The 22,627-nt window shown below is 64.6% G+C and carries 19 protein-coding genes and 1 pseudogene; 11 read left to right on the top strand and 9 right to left on the bottom strand.

Annotated elements, in window-relative coordinates; genetic code table 11:
* Positions 1–57: 57 nt before the first annotated feature.
* Both IWX62_RS08375 and IWX62_RS08380 read right to left on the bottom strand, forming a co-directional pair.
* Positions 58–1,581, bottom strand: a complete 1,524-nt coding sequence (locus IWX62_RS08375; RefSeq protein ID WP_196840895.1) for an S-layer homology domain-containing protein — start codon at positions 1,579–1,581, stop codon at positions 58–60.
* 232 nt (positions 1,582–1,813) lie between these two features.
* Positions 1,814–3,310 carry a GntP family permease gene (locus IWX62_RS08380; RefSeq protein WP_196840896.1) on the bottom strand — a complete coding sequence of 499 codons (1,497 nt, stop codon included), beginning with the start codon at positions 3,308–3,310 and terminating at the stop codon, positions 1,814–1,816.
* 166 nt (positions 3,311–3,476) lie between these two features.
* Here IWX62_RS08380 and IWX62_RS08385 point away from each other — a divergent pair, with 166 nt between their 5' ends.
* The 5 genes from IWX62_RS08385 to IWX62_RS08405 all read left to right on the top strand — a co-directional run bounded on the left by IWX62_RS08385 (position 3,477) and on the right by IWX62_RS08405 (position 8,989).
* A complete protein-coding gene (locus tag IWX62_RS08385; protein ID WP_196840897.1) occupies positions 3,477–4,952 on the top strand; it encodes a four-carbon acid sugar kinase family protein in 1,476 nt (491 codons plus the stop codon).
* Entirely contained in the window at positions 4,942–5,898 is a 957-nt protein-coding gene (locus IWX62_RS08390) for an NAD(P)-dependent oxidoreductase (RefSeq protein ID WP_333483293.1), read from the top strand. Before IWX62_RS08385 ends, IWX62_RS08390 begins: the two co-directional genes overlap by 11 nt.
* The gene (locus IWX62_RS08395; protein ID WP_196840898.1) at positions 5,876–6,598 is read left to right on the top strand and encodes a FadR/GntR family transcriptional regulator; all 723 of its coding nucleotides are present in this window, start codon (positions 5,876–5,878) and stop codon (positions 6,596–6,598) included. Before IWX62_RS08390 ends, IWX62_RS08395 begins: the two co-directional genes overlap by 23 nt.
* Positions 6,595–7,359, top strand: a complete 765-nt coding sequence (locus IWX62_RS08400) for an SDR family NAD(P)-dependent oxidoreductase (protein WP_196840899.1) — start codon at positions 6,595–6,597, stop codon at positions 7,357–7,359. The genes IWX62_RS08395 and IWX62_RS08400 overlap by 4 nt, the downstream gene beginning before the upstream one ends.
* A gap of 265 nt (positions 7,360–7,624) precedes the next feature.
* Complete coding sequence (locus tag IWX62_RS08405) at positions 7,625–8,989, top strand: FAD-binding oxidoreductase (RefSeq protein ID WP_196840900.1); 1,365 nt, start codon at positions 7,625–7,627, stop codon at positions 8,987–8,989.
* Between the two features lie 58 nt (positions 8,990–9,047).
* Here the strand turns inward: IWX62_RS08405 and IWX62_RS08410 are convergent, their stop codons facing one another.
* From IWX62_RS08410 to hisD, 4 genes are read right to left on the bottom strand one after another with little or no spacing between them, the layout of a single operon-like run.
* The gene (locus IWX62_RS08410) at positions 9,048–9,914 is read right to left on the bottom strand and encodes an amino acid ABC transporter ATP-binding protein (RefSeq protein ID WP_196840901.1); all 867 of its coding nucleotides are present in this window, start codon (positions 9,912–9,914) and stop codon (positions 9,048–9,050) included.
* Positions 9,907–10,560: an amino acid ABC transporter permease gene (locus tag IWX62_RS08415; protein ID WP_333483305.1), complete on the bottom strand. Its 654-nt coding sequence runs from the start codon at positions 10,558–10,560 to the stop codon at positions 9,907–9,909. Before IWX62_RS08415 ends, IWX62_RS08410 begins: the two co-directional genes overlap by 8 nt.
* A 43-nt stretch (positions 10,561–10,603) precedes the next feature.
* Positions 10,604–11,413, bottom strand: a complete 810-nt coding sequence (locus tag IWX62_RS08420) for an ABC transporter substrate-binding protein (RefSeq protein ID WP_196840903.1) — start codon at positions 11,411–11,413, stop codon at positions 10,604–10,606.
* Entirely contained in the window at positions 11,410–12,756 is a 1,347-nt protein-coding gene (gene hisD / locus IWX62_RS08425) for a histidinol dehydrogenase (RefSeq protein ID WP_196840904.1), read from the bottom strand. The genes IWX62_RS08420 and hisD overlap by 4 nt, the downstream gene beginning before the upstream one ends.
* Before the next feature lie 71 nt (positions 12,757–12,827).
* On the opposite strand from hisD, the gene IWX62_RS08430 reads away from it, so the two are divergent.
* Positions 12,828–13,742 carry a LysR family transcriptional regulator gene (locus tag IWX62_RS08430; protein WP_196840905.1) on the top strand — a complete coding sequence of 305 codons (915 nt, stop codon included), beginning with the start codon at positions 12,828–12,830 and terminating at the stop codon, positions 13,740–13,742.
* A 213-nt stretch (positions 13,743–13,955) separates the two neighbouring features.
* Here IWX62_RS08430 and IWX62_RS08435 read toward each other — a convergent pair whose 3' ends face one another.
* Both IWX62_RS08435 and IWX62_RS08440 read right to left on the bottom strand, forming a co-directional pair.
* A complete protein-coding gene (locus tag IWX62_RS08435) occupies positions 13,956–15,827 on the bottom strand; it encodes an L-lactate permease (RefSeq protein WP_333483294.1) in 1,872 nt (623 codons plus the stop codon).
* A 184-nt stretch (positions 15,828–16,011) separates the two neighbouring features.
* Positions 16,012–16,599 (bottom strand): helix-turn-helix domain-containing protein, encoded by a 588-nt coding sequence (locus IWX62_RS08440; protein WP_196840906.1) that lies wholly within the window; start codon positions 16,597–16,599, stop codon positions 16,012–16,014.
* 66 nt (positions 16,600–16,665) lie between these two features.
* Here IWX62_RS08440 and IWX62_RS08445 point away from each other — a divergent pair, with 66 nt between their 5' ends.
* Both IWX62_RS08445 and IWX62_RS08450 read left to right on the top strand, forming a co-directional pair.
* Complete coding sequence (locus tag IWX62_RS08445) at positions 16,666–17,673, top strand: NAD(P)/FAD-dependent oxidoreductase (protein ID WP_196840907.1); 1,008 nt, start codon at positions 16,666–16,668, stop codon at positions 17,671–17,673.
* Positions 17,670–18,344 carry a class I SAM-dependent methyltransferase gene (locus tag IWX62_RS08450; protein ID WP_196840908.1) on the top strand — a complete coding sequence of 225 codons (675 nt, stop codon included), beginning with the start codon at positions 17,670–17,672 and terminating at the stop codon, positions 18,342–18,344. Before IWX62_RS08445 ends, IWX62_RS08450 begins: the two co-directional genes overlap by 4 nt.
* A gap of 45 nt (positions 18,345–18,389) precedes the next feature.
* Here the strand turns inward: IWX62_RS08450 and IWX62_RS08455 are convergent, their stop codons facing one another.
* The gene (locus IWX62_RS08455) at positions 18,390–20,279 is read right to left on the bottom strand and encodes a Na+/H+ antiporter (RefSeq protein WP_196840909.1); all 1,890 of its coding nucleotides are present in this window, start codon (positions 20,277–20,279) and stop codon (positions 18,390–18,392) included.
* A gap of 119 nt (positions 20,280–20,398) precedes the next feature.
* Here IWX62_RS08455 and IWX62_RS08460 point away from each other — a divergent pair, with 119 nt between their 5' ends.
* The 3 genes and pseudogenes from IWX62_RS08460 to IWX62_RS08470 form a co-directional block, all read left to right on the top strand.
* Positions 20,399–20,977, top strand: coding sequence for a DoxX family protein (locus tag IWX62_RS08460; RefSeq protein WP_196840910.1), 579 nt, complete (start codon positions 20,399–20,401; stop codon positions 20,975–20,977).
* 87 nt (positions 20,978–21,064) lie between these two features.
* Complete coding sequence (locus tag IWX62_RS08465) at positions 21,065–21,910, top strand: HNH endonuclease (protein WP_196840911.1); 846 nt, start codon at positions 21,065–21,067, stop codon at positions 21,908–21,910.
* 217 nt (positions 21,911–22,127) lie between these two features.
* Positions 22,128–22,627: pseudogene (locus IWX62_RS08470) on the top strand (peptidase S8/S53 subtilisin kexin sedolisin); the annotation flags it as partial.

Genomic DNA, 22,627 nt, shown 5'->3' on the forward strand with positions numbered 1-22,627 from the left:
CTTCGAACCCAGCCCCAGTCGCCTCGCTTACTGAAGTCGCTTGCTTACTAACGGTTCCTACGGTGCTCCGGGGAGCGTCTCGCAAACGATGCCGTCTTTGTCCCGGTCAAGCTTCGCCACGTCGCCGTAATACGGGAAGTATTTCTCGTACCAGTTCTGGGCTTCCCGCCAGGTGCTGAAGTCCGGGCAGTTCTTTGAATCGCCCGGATTCGCCGGCTTGGCAGGCGGTGTCGGCTTAGGGGTTGGTTTCGGAGTCGGTTTCGGTGTCGGCTTGGGGGTGGGTTTCGGCGTCGGCTTCGGCGCGGGCGCCGGAGCTGGCGCTGGTTTCGGCGCCGGCGTCATGACGACGGGAGCTGGCTGGGTAACTGCGGCTGGCTGACCGGCACAGTTATTCAGCACGCTGGCCATGGCGTCGTGTTCCGCCTGCATGACCCACAATCCGTGGATGGCCTTCGCTGAGGCCTGTCGGGAAACGTAGGTGCAGCGGTAGGAGTTGTTTGGCGGCAGCCAGGTGGCGGCGTCGCCGTCGCCCTTTTGACCGTTGATCGGGCCGTCGGTGGCCTGAAGGTTCAGAGGATCGTTGGCGAACATCAGCCGCTGATCGGCGCTGAGCTGCTGCGCGCCCTTCTGCCAGGCATCAGACAGCGCAACAACATGGTCGATCTGCACCGCTGTGCTGGTGGTGGTTCCCCGCACAAAGTTGATCAGTGTTCCGGTGTAGGGGTCGTCGAGAACTCCGGTAGCGACCTGGCAGTTGCCGGAGGTGTAGGTAATGTTGGTGAGTTGGCGCTTCAGCATGTCGTTGCGGGTGTCGCACCCGTTGTTGTCGGTGTCGAACCAGGTAGGCCCAAAGTTGTCGCGGTCGTAGCCGGTCTTGGGAGCGCGACCCTTGACCGGGATGGACTGCAGCACCTGGACCGCCGTCGACCCGTAGGCAGCCGGACGGTTCAGCGGAAGCTCGGTCTTGGTCCGATACATGAAGGCCGCCATGGCATCACGTTTGACCGGCTGCAGGGGCAGGAATCGGCCATCCGACCAGCCAGTGGAGATTCCGGTGTTCGCGAGCCAGCTGATCTCCTTATAGAACATGTTCGCCGTGGGTACATCGCGGAACGCGCTGGACTTCGACGCAGTGAATGAGGGCTTGACGGAGAACCGGTAGAGGAACGCTGCCATGGCATCCCTGTTGACCGAGTTGAGCGGCTTGAAGGTCCTGTCCGGGTAGCCGGTGGTGATTCCCTGGGACGCGAGCCAGTGGATTTCCTTGTAGAACTGGGTTCCCACCGGTACATCAGTGAACCACGACTGCGCGGGTGGCTGGTAGGCCGGTGAACCAGCCAGCCGGTAGAGGAACGCTGCCATCGCGTCTCTCGCGACCGACTGCAGCGGGCGGAACGTGCCATCTGACCATCCCTTGGAGATGCCCTGATCGGCAAGCCAGGTGATCTGCTTATGGAACTGACTGGTCGATGGAACGTCATTGAAAGTAGTGGCCGCACTGACCTGGGACGGCGCCACCAGGGTGCCGGCGCTGATCACCAGCACCGCGAGCATCATGAGGGCAGCTCTGATTGTTTTCACTTGTTCTCCGTGGACTGATAACGCGAATGGATTAGGCACAACGCGATACACAGGTAGAAGAACTTGAACGCCTGGACCCCCAGCGCATGATGTCCCCCATCTCATGCTCGTGAGAGAAGCATACGGGTATGGCACAAGCCCTCGTGACTCTTTGTCGGTTAAGCCAGCAGTGGCCGGGAGACTCGGATTCACACCCGAGCCGCCCGGCCACCGTTGAAAAGAACTCGCTAGATCAGCCGAGGATTGCGTTGGCGATGAACAGCAGCGGGATCGAGCCGACCCAGACTGCCGTCGTGATGCCTGACCAACCCTTGAGAGCCGCGATGCCGTCCAGGCCAGCGAAGCGGGTGACCACCCAGAAGTAGGAGTCGTTGAAGTAGCTGAACACCATCGAACCGGCGGTGCAGGCCAGGGCCGCAACGATCGGATCGATACCGAGTGAACCTACCAGCGGTGCGGTCACGGAGGCCGCGGTGATCATGGCGACCGTTCCGGAGCCCTGAGCAATTCGGACCAGCGTGGCAATGAGGAAGGGCACCAGGAACGCTGGCAACGGAGTACCGGCGATAGCCTCGGCGAGGGCGTCGCCCACACCCGAGCTCCGCAGTACCTGGCCGAGTGCGCCACCGGCACCGGTGATGAGCAGAATCAGACCGGACGAGGCGGCAGCTTCGGCAAACCAGCCCTGCACCTTGGAACGCGGCGTCCAGCGGGGCAGCAGCACGTAGACGGCCAGGATGACACCGATCACGAGGGCAACAACCGGGTTGCCGATAAACGCCAACGGCACAGCCCATGACGACGGCGTGTACTCCCCGGTGCCAACAACGCCCTGGTTGTTCTGGTCAATCGCACCACTGACCGTGTTGAGGATGATGAGGAGCAGCGGAACCAGCAACGGCAGCGACGCAACGAAAGCGCCGACCCGGTGGGGCTTGGCGCCCGCAGGAGGCGTGCCGAGGGTTGTGTTGTCGACGTCCATCGACGGAGCGTCGTCTTCATCGGTGGTGTTAGCGCCGCCGTCGTGATCGGCGACAGCGGTACCGCCGCTACGGCGACCCGACTGGGCGTGCACCGTGCCGTACACGGTCTCGCGGACCTCTGCGTTCATGGAGGGCTCGATCTTCGGCCCAATCCACTGGGCGTAAACAACGACGATCGGCAGCAGCAGGACGGTGAACGCCAGACCCGCGAGGATCAGCGCACCGAGGTCGGCGCCAAGGATGCCAGCGACGGCCAGCGGGCCGGGCGTTGGAGGCACCAGGTGGTGGGTCAGTGTCATGCCACAGCCGAGCGCGAGCGCAAGGGTGATGTACCCGGCGCGCTTGACCCGTGCAATGGAACGGGCCAGCGGGTTCATGATGACGTAGCCGGAGTCGCAGAACACCGGGATGGACACGAGTGCGCCCACGCTGCCGAGCGCCCAGGGCTCACGGCCCTTGCCGAAGAGCTTCAGGAACGCCATCGCCAACGAGTTTGCTGCTCCCGAGACTTCGAGGATCTTGCCGATCCCGACGCCCAGGCCAATCACAATGCCGATCGATGCCAGGGTGTTACCGAAGCCCATCGTGATCGACGAGACGATATCCAACGGTGCCTGCCCGGCGACAATGCCGGTCACCAGCGCCGCGATCAAAAGTGCTACAAACGCATCGAGCCGGGTCTTCAGCACCAAAACAATAATGGTGGCGATACCCAGGACGAGCGCCAAAAGAAGTTGTATATCCACGTACTGCTCCTCGGTCGCTGAGCAGGCCTCGTTGCCATCTCAGGTGGGTCGCACTGGCCTGATCGATACTTTTGACGGGCACTGTGCTGGGTGTCACACTAGCACTAGACATATGACATCTGACAAGTGCCTGTGACGAAGACCCAGTGACGAAAGTGCGGAACCAGTGATACTCGAAGAAGAGTTGCTCAGCGGCTACCCAGCTGTCCAGGCCATCAAGCCGGAGGTGATCGCTGCCGCAGTGCAGGCCTCCGGACGGATCCTGGTGGTGCTCGACGACGACCCCACCGGCACCCAGTCCGTCGCCGATCTGCCGGTCCTCACCTCCTGGGAGCCGGGCGATTTCGCGTGGGCCTTCGCCCAGCGCATCGGCGGCGCACCGGCACCGGCGGTCTACGTCCTCACCAACACCCGCAGCCTCGACCCGGAGACCACCGCGTCGCGCAATCGGGAGATCGTCACCAACTCACTCGACGCCGCCACGGCCGCCGGCGTCACCATCGGGTTTGTCAGCCGCAGTGATTCCACCCTCCGCGGCCACTTCCCCCTCGAGAGTGACGTCATCGCCGCCACCCTGCTGTCCCTGGCCGACATCGAGACCGACGGCGTGGTCATGGTTCCCGCCTTTCCCGACGCCGGCCGCGTCACCATTGGCGGCGTCCACTACCTGCGCGGGAACGACGGCGCCCTCACCCCCGTGGCCGACACCGAGTTCGCCCAGGACGCCACCTTCGGGTTCACCTCCTCGGACCTTGGCGAGTATGTGGCGGAAAAGACCGGCGGGTCCGCGAGCGCCGTCATCCGACTGGACCTCTCAATCATCCGCGGCGGCGCGCAGGGCATTGCCGACGCTCTGATCCATGCGTCCGACGCCGTCCCGATCGTGGTGGACGCCGTGACCGAAGATGACCTTCGCGCGCTCGCACTGGGCCTCGAGGAAGCCGAAAGCCGCGGCAAGAAGCTGCTCTACCGGGTGGGTCCGCCGTTCGTCCGCGCCCGAATCGGGCAGCAGGAACGCGCGCCGCTGACGGCCGGGGAAGTGTTCGCCGGCCTCGACGCCCCGGCCTCCGGTGGGCTGATTGTGGTGGGCTCCTATGTGGGGCTGACCACCCGGCAGCTGGACGCCCTGGTGGCGCGGCGACCCGAAGACCGGCTCGTGGAGCTCGACGTCGAAGCCGTCCTGGCCCCTGAACGCCGGGATGCCGGGGTGGCAGAGGCGGTGCGCGCCGTCGTCGACGGTCTTCCGTCTGGCGAGGTCATCCTGCACACCAGCCGCCGCCTGATCCGGTCCGATGATCCGGAGCAGAGCCTCGACTTTGCGCGGACCATTTCGCAGGCAGTGGTCGACGTCGTCCGCTCCACCATCGCGACGGCGCCCGTCCGGTTTGTGATCGCCAAGGGCGGCATTACCTCCTCGGACGTTGCCGCCCATGGGCTGTCGATCCGCCATGCACTGGTGCGCGGGCCGATGCTCCCCGGCATCGTCTCGCTCTGGCAGCCAGCCGATGGGCCTGCGCGCTCCATCCCGTTCGTGGTGTTCGCCGGCAATGTCGGGACGGACGATTCCCTCGCCGACGTGGTGGACATCCTCCGCTCCCCCGCCGCTTCCCCTACGACGACGGGATCCTCCGATGACCGCTAATACCGTTGCGGTGCTGGGCCTCGGCGCCATGGGCCTGCCGATGGCCACCCGCCTGGCCGAGGCATTCGACGTCACCGGGTACGACCCGATGCCAGCATCGCGGGAACGGGGCGAGAAGACCGGGCTGACCTGCGCCCCGACGGCCGCCGACGCCGTCGAAGGCGCCAGCGTGGTGCTCCTGGCCGTGCGCGATGCCGCCCAGGTGGAAGACGTCCTGTTTGGCTGGGAGGGCATTGCCCCCGCTCTGACGCGGGGCGCCGTCGTCGTGATGACCAGCACCGTGGGAATGGACGCCGTTGCCTCCTGGACCGAGCGGCTCGGCAACCTGGGCGTGGCGCTGGTCGACGCTCCCTTGTCCGGCGGTCCGGTGCGCGCTGGGGAAGGCGACCTGCTGATCGTGGTGGGCGCCGACCCCCCCGCACTGGATTTGGCGCGGCCCGTGCTGGAACGTCTTGCGTCGACGCTGACCGTGGTGGGCAACAATGCCGGTGACGGTCAGGCCATGAAGACGGTGAACCAGCTGCTGTGTGGCGTGCATATCGCTGCAGCGGCCGAGGCACTGGCTCTCGCCGACGCGCTCGGACTGGACCAGCAGCTTGCCCTGGCGGCGCTGGAAACCGGCGCGGCGTCGTCGTTCATGCTGTCCAACCGGGGGCCGCGCATGATCGAGGGGTACGACGGCAACGCCGAGGTGCTCAGCCGCCTCGACATCTTCGTGAAGGACCTGGGCATTGTGGGCACGGCCGCCCGCGGCGCCGGACTCGCGGCACCGGTGGCTGCGGCGGCCGAGCAGCTGTTCCTGCTCGGACAGACCCAGGGCCTGGGCCCCGCCGACGACTCGGCAGTGATCAAGGTGGTCGCGCCGCAGCGGCGCACTGTGAATAAATACGCAGCTGAAGAGGACGCTGCCGAAGGGATCACCGGTGGCACGCAAACCACTCGCTGAATCGGTGTTCGATGACCTTCTGGAACGGATCATCGACGGAACCTACCCACCCGGTGCAACACTCCCCCCGGAAAACGACCTGGCCGCATCCCTCGACGTGAGCCGGCTGACGGTGCGGGAGGCGCTCAAGCAACTCCAGGCCCAGCACATCGTGCAGATCAAACGGGGCCTGGGCACCTATGTGAATCCGGCGGCCCAGTGGACCGACCTGCAGGCCATTGTCAGGTACGCATCGACGACCGCCGACTCTCCCGATATCTCGCTACGCCTCCTGGAGATCCGGCGGATGGTGGAAACGGGTGCCGCCGAACTGGCGGCCCTGCACGCCACCGACGAGGACATCGCGCGGATGGAGGAAGCCAACGTCGCGCTGCAGGCAGCCCATAAGGCGAAGGACCTCGACGCCGTGACCGCCACTGACATCGCGTTTCATGAGGCGATTTTCCGGGCCTCAGCGAACCCCTTTGTGCCGGTGATCCTCGGGCCGCTGAGCCAGCTGCTGTACACGATGCGGCGGGAAACGTCCTCCTTTCACGAGGTGCAGCAGCACGCCATCGAGCATCATCTCCTGGTGCTGGAGGCGATCCGCACCCGCAACCCCGAGGTCGCCCGCAAGGCGATGCAGGCCCACATCAACCAGACGTACGACGACTACGAGCACTTCATTCACCACGAAAAACAACAGCAGGAGATCCAGTGACCTTTCCGATTGAACGCACAGCAGTCCTCACCGGCGCAGCCTCGGCCCGCGGCATTGGCCGCGCGACAGCAGACCGGCTGGCCCGCGACGGCTGGTCCATCGCCATCCTCGACATCGACGGGGTAGCGGCCAAAGAGGCTGCCGACGATATTGCCCAGCGCCACGGTGTGCAGACGGTCGGCGTCGCCGCTGACGTGTCGGACGAAGCGTCGGTCGACGCTGCGATCAGCACTGTCGAAGCTTCGGTGCCGCCGATTGTCGCCGTCGTGAACCTGGCCGGGATCAGCTCCCCCACCGAGTTCATGCAGGAAACCAAGGCCGCCTGGGACCGGGTATTCGCCGTCAACATGACCGGCACCTTCCTGGTCACGCAGCGCGCCCTGCACGGGATGATCGAACGGAAGCTTGGCCGCGTGGTCAGCATTTCCTCCATCTCGGCGCAGCGCGGTGGCGGCACCTACTCGAAGGTCGCCTACAGCGCCTCGAAGGCCGGCATCATCGGCTTCACCCGTGCGCTGGCCCGTGAAATGGGCGAGCACAACATCACCGTCAATGCCGTGTCCCCCGGCCCGGTGGACACCGACATCATGGGCGGCACCCTCACCGAGGAACGCAAGCAGGACATGTCCAAGGACATCCTGATGGGCCGGGTGGGCACCGTCGACGACATCGCCGCCCTGATCTGCTTCCTGGTGGGCCCCGACGCCGGTTACATCACCGCCGCCACCTACGACATCAACGGTGGCCTGCAGATCTCCTAGCTCCTTTTGAGGGGCGGATCCTTTTTTGGGGGTCCGCCCCTTTTGCTCCTAATACGTCGGCCGTCGACTCTCTCAGGAGCCTAACCACTCAGCGCGATCACGCCTCTTCCTGGCGCATGCGGGAGGGAATCCGGCACAACTCCATTGACCCACTCCACGAGACCCCTTAGGATTTTATCCAATCAGCAGAAGTGTTATTCCACCATGTGAGATCTTGTTACCGAGTACACCACCGCTGATCCGTATAACGAAGGGGTTCTACGACATGTCACTTCACACCAGCTCCATTGCGAGCGTCCTGGATGGATCGCGGACCGTTTCTATCTCCGACGCTGACCGCCTCACTGCCAGTACCGATCGGTCAGGCTTTGTTGCCGGGTCCCTGCCGGACGGGGTGGTTTTCGCTGAGACAACTGACGACGTCGTCACCACCATGCGTCTCGCCGCCGCCCATCGCACGCCAATCGTGACCCGTGGGGCGGGTACCGGACTCGCTGCTGGCTCCTCGGCTCGCGCTGGCGAAATTGTCCTCGACGTATCCCGGATGAACAAGATCCTGCGCATCGATGCGGTGGAGCAACTCGCCGTCGTCGAGCCTGGCGTGCTGAACGCGGAACTGAACGCCGCCGCCGGCGAATACGGCCTGTTCTACGCACCCGACCCCGCGAGCACAGCGATCTGCTCCATCGGCGGCAACGTGGCCACCAACGCGGGCGGGATGCGGTGCGCCAAGTACGGTGTCACCCGGGACGCGGTGCTGTCACTGAACGTGGTGCTCGCCGATGGCCGCCAACTCCGGACCGGCCGCGAAACCATGAAGGGCGTCTCCGGGTACGATCTCAATGCTCTGATCGTCGGCTCCGAGGGGACGCTCGGCGTCGTTACCGAAGCCACCCTGCGGCTTCGCCCGCTGCCGGTGGCGACGGCGACCGTCGCGGCGTTCTTTCCCGACTTCGCCACCGCGGCGGCAGCGGCATCCGCCGTCATTGCGTCACAGATCCAGCCTTCTATGCTGGAGCTGATCGACGGGCAGACACTCGAGGCGATCGACATGGCCATGGGCACCACCTACCGCTCCCAGGGCGGAGCCTTCCTATTGGGCCAGACCGACGGGTACGGCGCCCACCTCGAACAGGATGTGCTGATCGAGGCGATCAGGCCGTTCGCCACGTCAATCGAGAAAGCCACCGACGACGAACACGCCGCTCAGCTGATCACCGCTCGCCGCGAAGCCATTCCCTGCCTGGAGAAGCTGGGCCGGGTGTCCATCGGTGACATCGGTGTGCCGCGGGGGCGGCTTGCCGAGGTGGCAGTGGGGCTGAAAGAGATTACCGAACGCACCGGGGTTCGCATTTTCTCGGTGGTTCACGCCTCCGATGGGAACCTTCACCCGATGCTCGTTCTGAACCCTGAAGACTCGGTCACGGAGGGTCCGGCCAAGGTGGCGCTCGGAGAAATGTTCTACCTGGCGAAGAGCCTCGGCGGGACTCTTACCGGCGAGCACGGCATCGGGCTCCTCAAGCGCGACTGGCTACTGCCCGAACTCGGCGAGGTATCCCTCGACGTGATGCGGTCCATCAAGGACGCCCTCGACCCCCACGGACTCCTCAACCCGGGCAAGGCCATCTAGCCCCGGGCCCCAGACCCGCCCTCCGCACCCCGGCTGCACCCCGGACCCGAGCGAACGACTACAAAGGCGAAGCCGCACTCCCCCCGGGAGGCTCAACAGTCAGTCCGGACCGTTTGAGGAGAGCGTAGGTCTTCGGGTGCTGAGGCCTGAAGAACACCTCATCGGGGGTGCCCTTCTCCACGATGATTCCCTGGTCCATCACCACGATGATGTCGGCGATATCGCGTGCGAACTGCATCTCGTGGGTGACGATCACCATCGTGGTGCCCTGAGCGGCGATGCTCTTGATCACCGTCAGCACTTCCTCCACCAACTCCGGGTCCAGGGCCGACGTCGGCTCGTCGAACAGCATGACGCTTGGATCCATCGCGAGCGCTCGGGCAATTGCGACCCGCTGTTTCTGCCCACCCGACAGCCGGGACGGATAGTTGTCTTTTCGGTCCAGCAGTCCAACCCGCTTCAGGTTCTCAAGGGCATGCTTCTCCGCCTCCGTTTTGGACATCTTCTTGACGTCCTGCAGGGGCGCCATGACGTTCCCCAGAGCGGTCTTGTTCAGGAACAGGTTGAACTGCTGGAAGACCATGCCGAGGTCAGTTCGCTTTTTCGCGGTGATGGAAGCCTTTTCATCCTTCAGCTTCCCGTCCCGCTCCTCGTAGCCGACGAGGTGTCCGTTGACCAGAATCCGGCCGTCGTCGATAGTTTCCAGCTTGTTCATGCAGCGAAGAAGGGTGCTTTTTCCGGATCCGCTGGACCCGAGGATGACCACTGTCTCGCCCTTGTGGACGTCAAGATCGACGCCCTTCAGGACCTCTATCCTGTTCACCTCCCGCCGATCACCCCGGAGACGCTGCAGCAGACCCGGGGTCTTGATCACGGTGAACGTCTTGTGGACGTCCCGGACGCTTACGATCACTTCGTCAGACATGGACCCTCGCTCTCTTCTCCAGTGCACTCACAATTCGCGACAGCGGAAGGCTGATCAGCAGGTAGAGCAGTGCGGCTGCCGTGTAGATCTGCGTTGTCTCGAAGGTCTGGGCGTTAATGATGTTGGCAGTCTTCAGAATCTCGGTCACGGCGATGACCGAGGTCAGGGCCGTGTCCTTCACCATCGCGATGAAATAGTTGCCGATCGGACCCAGCGACACGATGAACGATTGCGGAAGAACAACCTTCCACAGCGCTTTGCTCGGCGTGTAGCCCAGCGACAGCGCCGCTTCCGTCTGGCCTGCCTCGACGGACAGGATGGCCGAGCGGAACACCTCCGACAGATAGGCCGCATAATTCAGCCCCAGGCCGAGGATCCCCGCAGGGATGGGATCAATATTCACGCCGATGGCCGGCAAGACAAAGAAGATGTACACCAACTGCACGAGCAGCGGCGTCCCCCTCATAATCTCGACGTAGACAACGGCGATTCCCCGAAGGATCCTCGACTTCGAAATCCTGGCGAGTGCCAGCAACAGCCCGAGGACGAGGGCCAGCACCATCGCCCCCAGGGCGAGCTGGATGACAATCGGCGAGGCCGCAAGTAGTCGCGGGAAGTAGCTGAGCGTGCCTTGGATAAAATCGATGGCCGGTTCTCCCTTTCAACCTAGGTGGAGCAATACGGAACGATCAGTCGACGGCGTTGCTTTCGGTCAGCCCATACTTGGTCAGGATTTCCATGTACTCGGGCGAAGCCTTCAGCTCAGCGAGACCGGAATTCAGTTCCTCCAGCAGCTGCGTGTTCTCCTTTGGGATAGCCGCGCCGATCAGGCCGGGGAAGAAGGGCTCATACGGGTCCACGATCTTGATGGCATCGTTGGGGTTCTGCACCAGGCTGTAGGCGACGACGGCGGCGTCGGTGAAGACGACGTCGACCTGCTTGTTTTCCACTGCGGTCAGCAACGCAGCCTGCGAGTCGAAGTACTTGATTTCTTCCGGCTCAAGGGACTCCGCCAGTTCGATGAACGTGGTGCCGGTCTGGACCCCGATGACGGTGCCCTTGGCGTCGTCGCGGTTGGTCATGGTCGAATCCCCGGGCACCACCATCCCTTCGCCCTGCTGGTACCAGGTGTCCGTGAAGTTCACCTCTTCCTTGCGGACATCAGTGATGTACATGGCGTCGACGACGGCGTCGGCCTTGCCTGCCTGGATGGCTGGAATCAGGGTGGCGAATTCGGAAACGAAGACCTCAACCTCCCATCCCTTCTTCTCGGCGATCCAGTTGAGCATTTCCCCGTCGATCCCCTGAAGTGCTCCGGCCTCATCGGTGAAGGAAAAGGGCGCATCATTCGAGGTGGCGATGGTGATCGTCTCAATGGCGCCACCCTCCCCGCCTCCAGACTCGCTTTCGCTGGAGGATCCTCCCCCGCACGCCGCCAGAGTCAGGGCGATCCCGAGGGCTCCCGCTACGAACGAGATTTTTGCACGACTGCTGTTCATGAGTGCTCCTTGATTGATGATGCTTCGGTCTCAAATCGGGTGATGCGCAGGTCAGCGGTACGCTGATGCGCTTCCATCTCCTCATAGGAGGAAATCTCGGATACGAGCGGTGCCAGCTCCATGGTGGCGGCCCGTTCGATGCGCTGGAAGGTGAGGGGTTTCAGGAACCGGGCAACCGACAGGCCCGCGGAAGAGCGCGCCCCGCCCCCGGTCGGGAGGACGTGGTTGGTTCCGGTGATGCCCTTGTCGGAATAGGCCACCGTGGACCATTCCCCGAGGAAGAGTGACCCGTAGTTGGTCAGGTTCTTGTGGAAGTAGTCGTCGTCGGCAGTGATAATTTCCAGATGCTCGGGCGCAAGGATATCCATGAGCTCGACGGCGGTGGCCCTGTCCTGGGTGACGTACACCGTTCCGTAGTCCCGCCAGGCGGCCCCGGCAATATCCCGGGTGCTCAGATCAATCAGCTGACGGTCCACTTCCGCAATGACGGCGACGGCGAGCTCCCGCGACGTCGTCACGAGCACGGCAGGCGACTGCGGGCCGTGCTCGGCCTGCCCGAGGAGGTCGGCGGCGACGAGGACCGGGTCGGCGGTGTCATCGGCGATGATCGCGACCTCGGACGGTCCGGCCAGCAGATCCATGCCCACCCGTCCGAAAAGCTGCCGCTTCGCTTCGGTGACGTAGGCGTTGCCCGCGCCGACGAGCATGTCCACCGGCTGTTCACCCAGTAGCCCGAACGCCATGCCGGCCAGCGCCTGGACGCCACCGACGACGAACGCCCTGTCGACGCCCGAGAGGTAGGCCGAGTAGAAGACGGCAGGGTTACCGGCCGTCGGTGAGGTCGGTGGTGAACACGCGATCACGGTGGGGACGCCAGCCGTTTTCGCGACACCGACCGTCATGAACGCGCTGGCGAGGATCGGGAACCGGCCGGCGGGAAGGTACGCCCCAACTCGCTTTACCGGGATATACCGCTGGCCAACGACCACGCCCGGCATCATCTCCGTTTCGAAGTCCTGCAGATGTTCAAGCTGCAGCCCGGCAAACCTTTTGGTGCGTTCCGCCCCTGCCTCGAGGGCCGCCCGGAGCTCGGGCTTGAGTGAGTCACCCGTCCGACGGAGCGCGTCGGCGTCCATCTCGATGTCGCCGCCTGCCCAGTTGTCCAGGACCGTCGAGTAGTTGGCGACGGCGTCGCGGCCACCTTTTTCTATGGTTGACAGCATCTCCGACACTGTCTCAACCACCTTCGGGAGTCGCTGTGCGGGGACTCCTCCAATGGCCGCGCTCTTGAGACATTCGTATGATCCCGTGATGAAGGAGGCGTAATGTGCGTCGAGTTCCATGGGGCGAGCTTAGGCTTCACCTTTACATAGGGGAACCCGCCCTTTAACGATGGAAGGTATAGGGTCTCCCTATGACGTTGAATCAGCTCCGGGCTTTCCTCGCCGCCTACAGCAACCGGTCGCTTAGCGCGGCGGCCCGAGAGCTGGGGATCAGCCAGGCATCGGCATCCGAACTCATCTCCCGCCTGGAACAGGAGCTGGGAGTCTCTTTGTTTCTGCGCACCTCCAAAGGTCTCTCGCCGACGCCGGCAGCGGAGGAATTGCGCCCCCATGCCCTCGAATGCGTCAATTCGGCTCGGCACGGAGTCGAAGCCGTGCAGGCGCTGCACACGTTGACCGGCGGGGTATCAACCTTCGGTGTCCTTCGGTATGCCGCCAACTATGATCTCGCTGACCTCGTTGTGCAGTTCAACCAGAAGTACCCGGGTGTGCGGGTGCGCATGATCGGGCTGAACTCCCACGTCGTCGCCGCCTCGGTGGCGAGCGGTGAGATCGAGTGTGGCCTGGTGGTGCTGCCGGTGGACACGGACCACCTGGAGTTCCGTAAACTCGCGCGGGACGAGGTCTACTACCTCTCATCCACGAGGGCGGCCAATGCCGGACCGGTGACCATTCAGGAATTTGCCGCCGCGAAGCTTGTCCTTTATGACGCTCACGCGGGGTGGAAGGATCCTACGCGACGTCAGTTGAGAGATCGTGCAAACCTTGCGGGTCTTTCCATCGAGGCGCAGATGGAGGTCGAACATGCGGAGACTGCGTATAGCCTCGTGGCGGCCGGGGCGGGTGACTCCTTCATGGCCCGCGGCATCCTCGATTCTCTGCGAAGTGAGGACAATGTGCTGAGTTTCCCCTTCGCTGAGCCGCTCTACGACACGATCGCCCTGGTACAACGCAAGCACGGCTACCTGTCCCCTGCCACGCGTCGGTTCTCCACCTTCGCGCAGCAGGCAATTGCTGCCCAAACCGGATTGACCAGCCTCGTCTAGCGGTTTCCTGTGGCGGCAAGCCCCCACCTTCACCCCGGCCCCACCCCGCACCCCGGACGCCAGAAAAGTGCCGGAGCCGCAGGAAAGTGGTTGGGCAACCACGATCCTGCACCTCCAGCACTTATCTAGGTGCGAGAGAGTTGTTGAGGGCGGCCCCCGGGATTTCCCGGACGCCGCCCTCTTTGTTGCTGGGGACTAGACGCGGTCGGGGGACTAGACGCGGTCCCTGGAGTCGTCGTCATCGACGTCGTCGTCCCTGGTGCGGACGTCGTCCCGGCCGCCGTCAGAATGACCGCCACCGCCGACCTTCGACAGCGCATCCTTACCCTGGAAGCGCATCATCCACCGTGCCAGGAAGACCAGCCCGATCAGCAGAGCCGCCAGCACGAAGGTGCCAAGGTTCAGTCCGAAGCCGAAGATGAACAGCGACGCCACGGCACCCGCCGCCAGACAGTAATACAGGGTCACGAGGATGGTCTTGCGCAGCAGGTCACCCTCACGCCCCAACAGCCCGACTGTTGCGGAAGCCGCCACGATGTTGTGGATCGCAATCGGGTTACCACCCGCACCGCCGACCGCCTGCGCGGCGACTACCTGCTCCGGCGGCACACCGATCGCCACACCGGTGGAGAACTGGAACTGGGCGAAGGTGAGGTTCGAGACGGTGTTGGACCCGGCGACGAACGCCCCCAGCGCACCGATGAACGGTGCGACGACGGGCCAGGAAACACCTGAGATGGCGGCAGCGCCTTCGGCCAGGGTCACCGGCATGCTCGACAGGCCGGAGGCGTTGAGGTCAGGACCGGACTGGATCAGCACCCTGACCAGCGGAACCGCGAACAGCAGGGCAACAGCGGTTCCGGCGAGTTGCTTGCCGGACACCTTGATGGTTTCGGCAATCTGCTTGCCGCTCATCCGGTGCAGGAGGTAACCAAACACGGCGGCAATAATCATCAAGAACGCCGGCGAGTAGAACGGCTGCACATTGGTCGTGATCCCGGTACCGAGGATGTTCTCGAAAGGAATCTGAATACCGGTCAGGAATTCCTTGAGCGGGGCGATCACCCGGGTACCTACCAGCAGCGCCGCCATCAACACGTACGGCGACCAGGCGCTGATGATGCTCATGTGGGTGCGGGAGTCGGTCGCCGCGGACGGCTCAATGGTGCCCATCCACCGGTCGGACCAGGAGGCTCGTGGACCGAAGTCGAAGGTGTCCTTCGGCATCAGGAAGCCCTTGCTGGATGTGAACATGACCAGCATCAGCCCCAGCAGCCCGCCGAAGAGTGACGGGAACTCCGGCCCGAGGAAGCGCGCAACAGTCACGTAGGGAACGGTCATGGCGAGCGACGCGTAGATCGCGAACGGCCAGACAGCCAGGCCATCGCGGAAACGCCGCTCCGGACCGAAGAACCCGGTCAGCATGCAGACCAGGATCAGCGGGATAAGGATGCCAACAATGGCATGGATCGCCGCGACCTGGAACCCGATGTTCGAGACAAACTCAGGCATCGTCAGCCCGAGAACCGCGATGCGCTCCTCCACCGCCGGATCGCCACCCAGCCCATTAGTTACACCCACGAGAATGGGCGTACCCACCGCGCCGAAACTCACCGGCGTGCTCTGGATAATCAGGCCCACCATAACCGCAGCCATGGCCGGGAATCCCATCGCCAGCAACAAGGGGGCAACGACGGCGGCCGGCGTACCGAAGCCCGACGCACCCTCGATGAAGCTACCGAACAGCCAGCCGATGATGATCGCCTGCACCCGGCGGTCGGCGGAGATGTTGTTGAACCCGGCCCGAATGCTCGCCATCGCACCACCGATCGTGAGCGTCGAGAGCAGCAGCAGCGCACCGAAGACGATGTAGAGCAGGGTCGCGGCAACGATCAGCCCCTCAAGCGACGCCGCGATGACGCCGGTGAAATCCATCTCCCAAACCAGCAGCGCTACGAGCACCACCAGAACGTAGCCGACCGGCATGGCGTACTTCGCGGGCCAGCGGAATCCCGCCAGCAATACCCCCACCACCAGAATTGGCGCCAACGCCAATAGGCTCAACACAGCAAGATTGTCCATCATCCAGTCCCCTTTGACTGTGAGTCCCGCATGAATCTACGCCCTGCGAGTTCCACGTTGTGGAATAAGTTTTCTACTAATGTTTCGACACTAGGTGTGACCGCAGTCTCAGTCAATGGTTCGATGGCGTATTGGGCTGGCAGGGAGCTCTGGCGCGACGAGCGGTAGGCCGACGATTCGCCAGAGGTCAGTCGTCGCCGTGCGCCACTTCCCGCAGATGCATCCGCTCACCCTGCCGGCCAAACAGGCTCAGGAACTCGACCGGATTATTGTCGGCCGGCCCAAACCAGTGCGGCACCCGAGTATCGAACTCGGCAGCCTCGCCCGCTGGCAGGACGACGTCGCGATCCCCCAGCACCAGCCGCAACGTGCCGTTCAGCACATACAGCCATTCGTAGCCTTCATGGACCTGCTGGGTCGGCGCCTCCCGCTGAGTGCCACCCGGCAGAATGTGCTTGTAGGCCTGAATCCCGCCCGGCTTGCGCGTCAGTGGCACGAGGGTGCCCCAACTGGTGGTGACGGGCCGCAAATGAACGCGCGGATCCCCGGTGGTTGGCGCGCCCACCAGTTCATCCAGCGGCACCTGGTGCACCTTCGCCAGGGGTAGCAGCAGTTCAAGGGTGGCTTTCCGCTGGCCCGATTCCATCCGCGACAGCGTGCTGACCGAGATTCCCGTCGCCTTGGCAAGGTCGGTCAACGTGATATCCCGCCGAACGCGCAGAGCTTTCAGGCGTGGCCCGACAGCGGCCAGAGCGTCGTCAATTTCCTTATCCATAATCCCAGTTTGCCATATCAGCAAAGATGTTTGCGCCGCTCAGCGAACGGATTGAGGATGAACAACATGACCACACTCAGAAGCACACCTCCATTCACAGACACGTACGACGTCGTCATCGTCGGCGGTGGCGCCGCCGGACTCAGCGCCGGACTCATGCTGGGCCGCTGCAGGCGCTCGGTGATCATCGTCGACGGCGGTGAGCCGCGCAACGCTCCCGCCGAGGGGGTCCACGGCTTCCTCACCCGCGAAGGGATGAAGCCGGCCGAGCTACTCGCGATCGGCCGGGCCGAGGTCGAGTCCTACGGCGGCACCATCGTCGACGGCCAGGTAGTCAGCTCGGGCCGCGACGGCAAGGACTTCTCCGTCACGCTGCAGAGCGGCCAGGTCATCACCGGCAGGCGGCTCTTGATCGCCACCGGCCTGGTCGACGGGCTGCCCGCCGTCGCCGGCATCAGCGAACGGTGGGGCCGCGACGTACTGCACTGCCCGTTTTGCCACGGCTGGGAGGTCCGCGACCAGGCCATCGGCATCCTCGCCACCGGCCCGATGGCCGTGCACCAGGCACTCCTGTTCCGGCAGTGGAGCGAGAACACCACCCTGTTCCTCCACACCAATCCAACGCCCACCGATGAGGAACTCGAGAAGCTTGCCGCCCGCGGCATCCGCGTGGTCGAAGGCGCCGTCCGGGAACTGAGCATCGCGGAGGACTCGTTACGCGGCGTCGTGCTCGACGACGGCCGGAGTGTCCCGCTGGAGGCGATCGTCGTCGGGCCCACCTTCAATGCGCGCGCCGACGTCTTCGCCGGACTCGGTGTTGCAACTGTCGCCCACGAATCGGGTCTCGGGACCTTCATCGCGACGGGCGACGCGGGTGCCACGAATGTCCCGGGTGTCTGGGCGGTGGGCAACGCGGCGAATCTGATGGCTCAGGTGCTTGCGTCGGCGGCCGATGGCTCGTTGACCGGGGCGATGATTAACATGAACCTCATGGAAGAGGAACTGCAGCGCGACCTCGCAGCGCACCGCAATCTCACCCAAACCGACACGACCTCAAAGGTGACCGCCTCATGACCTCCCACCACCACCGCTCGCAGGACTCCCACGAACAGACACCCACCGAGTACGGCCAAACCTATTGGGACGCGTTCTATAACGAACGTCCCTCTATCTGGAGCGGACATCCCAATCCGCAACTGGTCGCCGAGGTTGCTGACCTGGCGCCGGGCACGGCGCTCGATGTCGGCTGCGGAGAAGGCGCCGACGCCATCTGGCTCGCCCGTCAGGGCTGGACGGTAACCGCCGTCGACATCTCCCAGGTAGCCCTCACCCGCGGTGCTGCTCATGCTGTAACGGATGAGGCGTCCGCCGCCCGGATCACCTGGAGCCGCCAGAATCTCCTGGAGTGGACTCCCCCGGAGTCCTCCTTTGACCTCATCTCCGCGCAGTTCATGCACCTCCCGAAGGACGAGCGCGAACCCCTGTTTACCCGGCTGGCGGCAGCCGTTGCGCCCGGCGGTACCCTGCTCATCGTCGGTCACCATCCGACCGACATGGAGTCCGGCGCGCACCGGCCTCCCCGGACGGACCTTTTCTACACCGCCGAAGAGATCGTGCTCTTGCTGGATCCGGAGCAGTGGGAGATCGTGACCGAGTCCCGCGAACGGACCCAGGATCACGACGGCGCCAGCGTCACCATCCACGACACCGTGCTGCGCGCGCACCGGACGACGCCGGCGGGCTAGACCCGGCTCCAAGCCTGGGATCTAAGCCCGGGCGGCGCGTACCGCCTACCCGAGCAGTTCGTGGACGTAACACCACTTCCACGCCTCGCCGGGTTCCACACTACGGACCACCGGATGACCGCTGTTGCGGGCATGACGGGACGCGTGGAGCCCGGGCGAGGAGTCACAGCACCCGATCCTCCCGCACTGCAGGCACATCCTCAGGTGGACGGGTTCGGTTCCCTCGGCGACGCAGTCAAGGCACTGCAGATCGGACGGGACGGCGTGGTCGGGTGCCGTCTGCAGATCCCCGCAGTCGCCGTTACCGGACGCAGCAACAGCTGAGGACGCGTCGGCGCCCGGACCGCCGTCGTCGTCGAGCGCTGAATCGAGCACCGAGTCGAGCACCGATTCCTCAATATCGAGGTGCCGCAGCACCCCGTCGATCACGTCGTGCGCGTAGGTGCCGGTGCGGCGCAGCTCAAGAATCCGGGACCGCTCGGCGTCAAGCATCTGGATCCGCAGTTCGGCGTAGCGCTGGCTGGGGGTGCGAGCCTCGGCCTCGGGCCGGCCCAACCGCTCCCAGGCAGCAAGGTTCCGCTCCTCGGTGCGGCGCCGGAGCATGGTGAGCACCTCGGGCGGATCGTCGGGGCGAGTCAGGACCGCCAACCGCTCCATTCCGGCGGTGGTGGACTGCTGCATCAGGGACGCACGGGTCAGGGCGTCCTCCTGCGGGTCGGGCCCCCGGATGCCGAGCCTGCGCACCAGCCACGGCAGGCTGAAACCCTGAAGGATGAGCGTTCCGGCCACCACACTGAGCGCGGCGAGCACCAGGACCGACCGGTGGGGGACGTCCTGCGGCAGGGTGAACACGGCGGCGAGGGTCACCACTCCGCGCATCCCGGCCCACGACACCACAGCGGCCAGCTGCCACGACGGGGCTGGCTCCCGTCGCGCCACCGCGGGGATCAGCCGCGGCAGATAGGTGGCCGGAAACACCCAGAGGGGGCGCAGCACCAGAACAGCCGCCACAACGATCGCGCAGATCATCCAGGCCCGGCCGACCCCCAGCGAGTCGTCATTGACCGCCTCAATAATGAACCGCACCTGCAACCCGATCAGCAGGAATACCGAGTTTTCCAACAGGAACTGCACGGTGGCCCAGTTGCTGCGTTCGCTCACCCGGGAGGCGCCGCCGGGCATCGCCGGACTTTTGGTGCCCAGGATCAGGCCGGCGACGACGACGGCGAGTACCCCCGACGCGTGGATCGCCTCCGCCGGAATGAACGCAATGAAGGGGGCGGCCAGCGACAGCGACGTATTCACCGCCACGTTGCGCACCCGGGTGCGGATCTGGAGCATGATCCACGCGGCCGCGACCCCGATGGCCAGCCCGCCGGCGACCGCGAGCAGGAACTCGCTGGCGACGTCGAACAGGGTGACGCTGCCGGTGATAGCCGCAATGGAGGAACGGAGCAGGACCAGCGCCGTCGCGTCGTTCACCAGCGACTCGCCCTCAAGGATGGCGACCACCCGCCGCGGCATGCCCACCCGCCGGGCGATGGAGGTGGCGGCCACGGCATCGGGCGGAGCGACGACGGCGCCCAGCGCCAGCGCCGCCGGCAGGGGGACCTCGGGGATCAGCCACCACACCAGCAGACCGATGGCGATGGTTCCGAAGATGACGTAGCCCACGGAGAGCAGGCCGATGTTGCGTTTGTTGGCGTGGAAGTCGACTACCGAGGTGCGCAGGGCCGCCGCGTACAGGAGCGGCGGGAGGATCCCGATCAGCACGAGCTCGGGGTTCAGTTCCACCGGAGGGATGAAGGGTAGGTAGGAGCCCACCACACCCACGAGCACCAGGAGCAGCGGAACCGAGACGTTGAGTCGGCGGCCCAGGGCGCTCCCCGCGCACACCACCAAAACCAGGGCGAGAAGACCAAGTGCGATGTCCATGCACATAGTCTGACAGTCCCGCCGCCCACAGGAATCGTGGACCCGGGAAGAAACCAGCCGACTCGTGCCTTATAGAAGGGGAGCTGCACGCAGCATCAGACCCCCACCGAAGGAATTCCATGACGCATCAACTACATACTCCTGTCGCGGCCACCACCGCGCAGACCATTTTCCGGGTTGCCCTGGGCGGCGTCCTCGTCGCCCACGGTTCGCAGAAACTGTTCGGCTGGTTTGGTGGCGGAGGCATTGACGGCACCAGCAAGGGCATGGACGCCATGGGCTTCCGCCCGGCCAAAACCAGCGCCGTGCTCGCCGGGCTGGGTGAGGCGGGCGCGGGTCTGGCACTCGCCGTCGGCCTCGGCACCCCCGTTGCCGGCGCTGCAGCAGCGACCACCATGGGCGTCGCTGCCAGTGTTCACACCCCCAACGGCTTCTTCGCCACCGATGGCGGCTTCGAGTACCCGGCAGTGCTCGGCATTGCCGCGGCATCGTTCGCGATTGCGGGAGCAGGCGCGGTGTCACTGGATTCAGCCACCGGGCACGTCCTGGACCGGCCCTGGATGCGCGCAACGGCCTTGGCAGCCATCCCCCTCGCGATCGGCATCCAGTTGTACCGTCGTCGCCAGACCCTAGCAGCCGACGCCAAGACTGAGGCCGCAAACACGCCGGTAGCAGAGGGTTCCACCGACCCCGCCTAACCAGCAACGTCTGAACCATCAGTGGCCGCGCATCGGGAAACCGGTGGGCGGCCACTGGCTTGTGCGGCCAGTGACACAATGAGTGCCATGACGGCAATCGTGCTCGGCTGGGATCCGGATCGGCGGGACGGATGGCAGTTCGCCTACACCTCTATCCTTGACACCGTGCGCGCCACCGGGTTTGCCGCCGTGGCGTGGCCGGCTCACTCCACGGCGACCCCAGGTGCTGACGCGTGGATTATCCTGCAGGGTGCCACTGAACGCGGCCTCCTGGGTCACGGGATCGTCGCCACACCAGCCCACGACGACGCCGGCTCCCTGACCATTGACGTCGACCTGCTTCTCCCCCGCGGCGAACACATCCCCGAGTCGGTGCTGCTCGGCCGGGTGCCGGATTTCGCGTGGGGTGCCGGACTCCCTGCCGGAACCCCTCTCGCCGCGGCTGATGAGCAGCTGGTGCGCGCGGTGTGGGCCGAGCATGTTTCGCCGTCGGACGCCGATCCCGTGGCCCCCATCCCCGGGACCCTTCCCGCCAGCGCGCTGACGCGGACATTGGTGAACCGCTACGAGCAGGACCCCGACGCACGCCGGCTCTGCGTTGCGCACCACGGGACCGGTTGCACCGTCTGCGGGTTCGACTTTGAGGCGACCTATGGAGAGCTCGGTCGGGGCTTCATTCAGTTGCACCATATTGTTCCGGGATTGCAGCTCACCTCCGATTACGTGCTTGATCCAGTCACCGATCTGGTGCCGCTGTGCCCCAACTGCCATGCGATGGCGCATCGGCGGACGCCTGACCCTTATTCGCCTGCCGAGCTTCGACGGCTGATCCGCGGGTCATCGCACCTGGAAGGGGAGGTTGTGAGCCCGGAGGAATTGCTTGCCCAAGCCGATGCCCGCCGGATTATGGGGACCCAGAACAGGGATCAATAAAGCTCACATTCCGTCTTACGGTGCCGATATATATAGGGGTACAACCGATCCATGGCCCAGCTTCGGGCTCGCTGGATTCCGAATCATCTCAATTACTTGCGAACAGCACCATAGGGGACAAATGAATATCTGGGGACGAACTCTGCCTGCACGCAGAGCCACAATCACTTTGCTTACTGCCGGCACCTTGGTGTTGTCGTCTTTGTCCCCAGGCGCGGTGAGCGCACAAGCACTATCCCCTCTCAATACGGTTCCTGCTGCAGATACAAGTGCTCCCGTCCTGGTCAGCTCATCGGTGGATAAGACCGACTTCAACCTCAACGACGGACCCGCCACCTTCACCGTCAGGGCACGGATCACCGACGCCACCGGCGCAAAAGCCCCCACCCTCACCGTGTCCCACTCAGATACCAGCCAATCCCACGGATTCGGCTCGATGACCCTGATCTCCGGCACCGCCAAAGACGGAACCTACGAACGCACCGTCACCATCCCCCAAGGCTCCGCACCAGGAGAATGGGAAGTTCTGCTCTACCCGCTCGGCGACACCCTCGGCAACAGCGGAAGCTTCCGCACCATCGAAACCATCACCATCACAGCCCCAGCCGCGGACACGAGTGCCCCCGTCCTGGTCAGCTCATCGGTGGATAAGACCGACTTCAACCTCAACGACGGACCCGCCACCTTCACCGTCAGGGCACGGATCACCGACGCCAC

Origin of the sequence: Arthrobacter sp. CAN_A1 (genome assembly GCF_015751665.1) — a bacterium.
Taxonomy (GTDB): Bacteria; Actinomycetota; Actinomycetes; order Actinomycetales; family Micrococcaceae; genus Arthrobacter_D.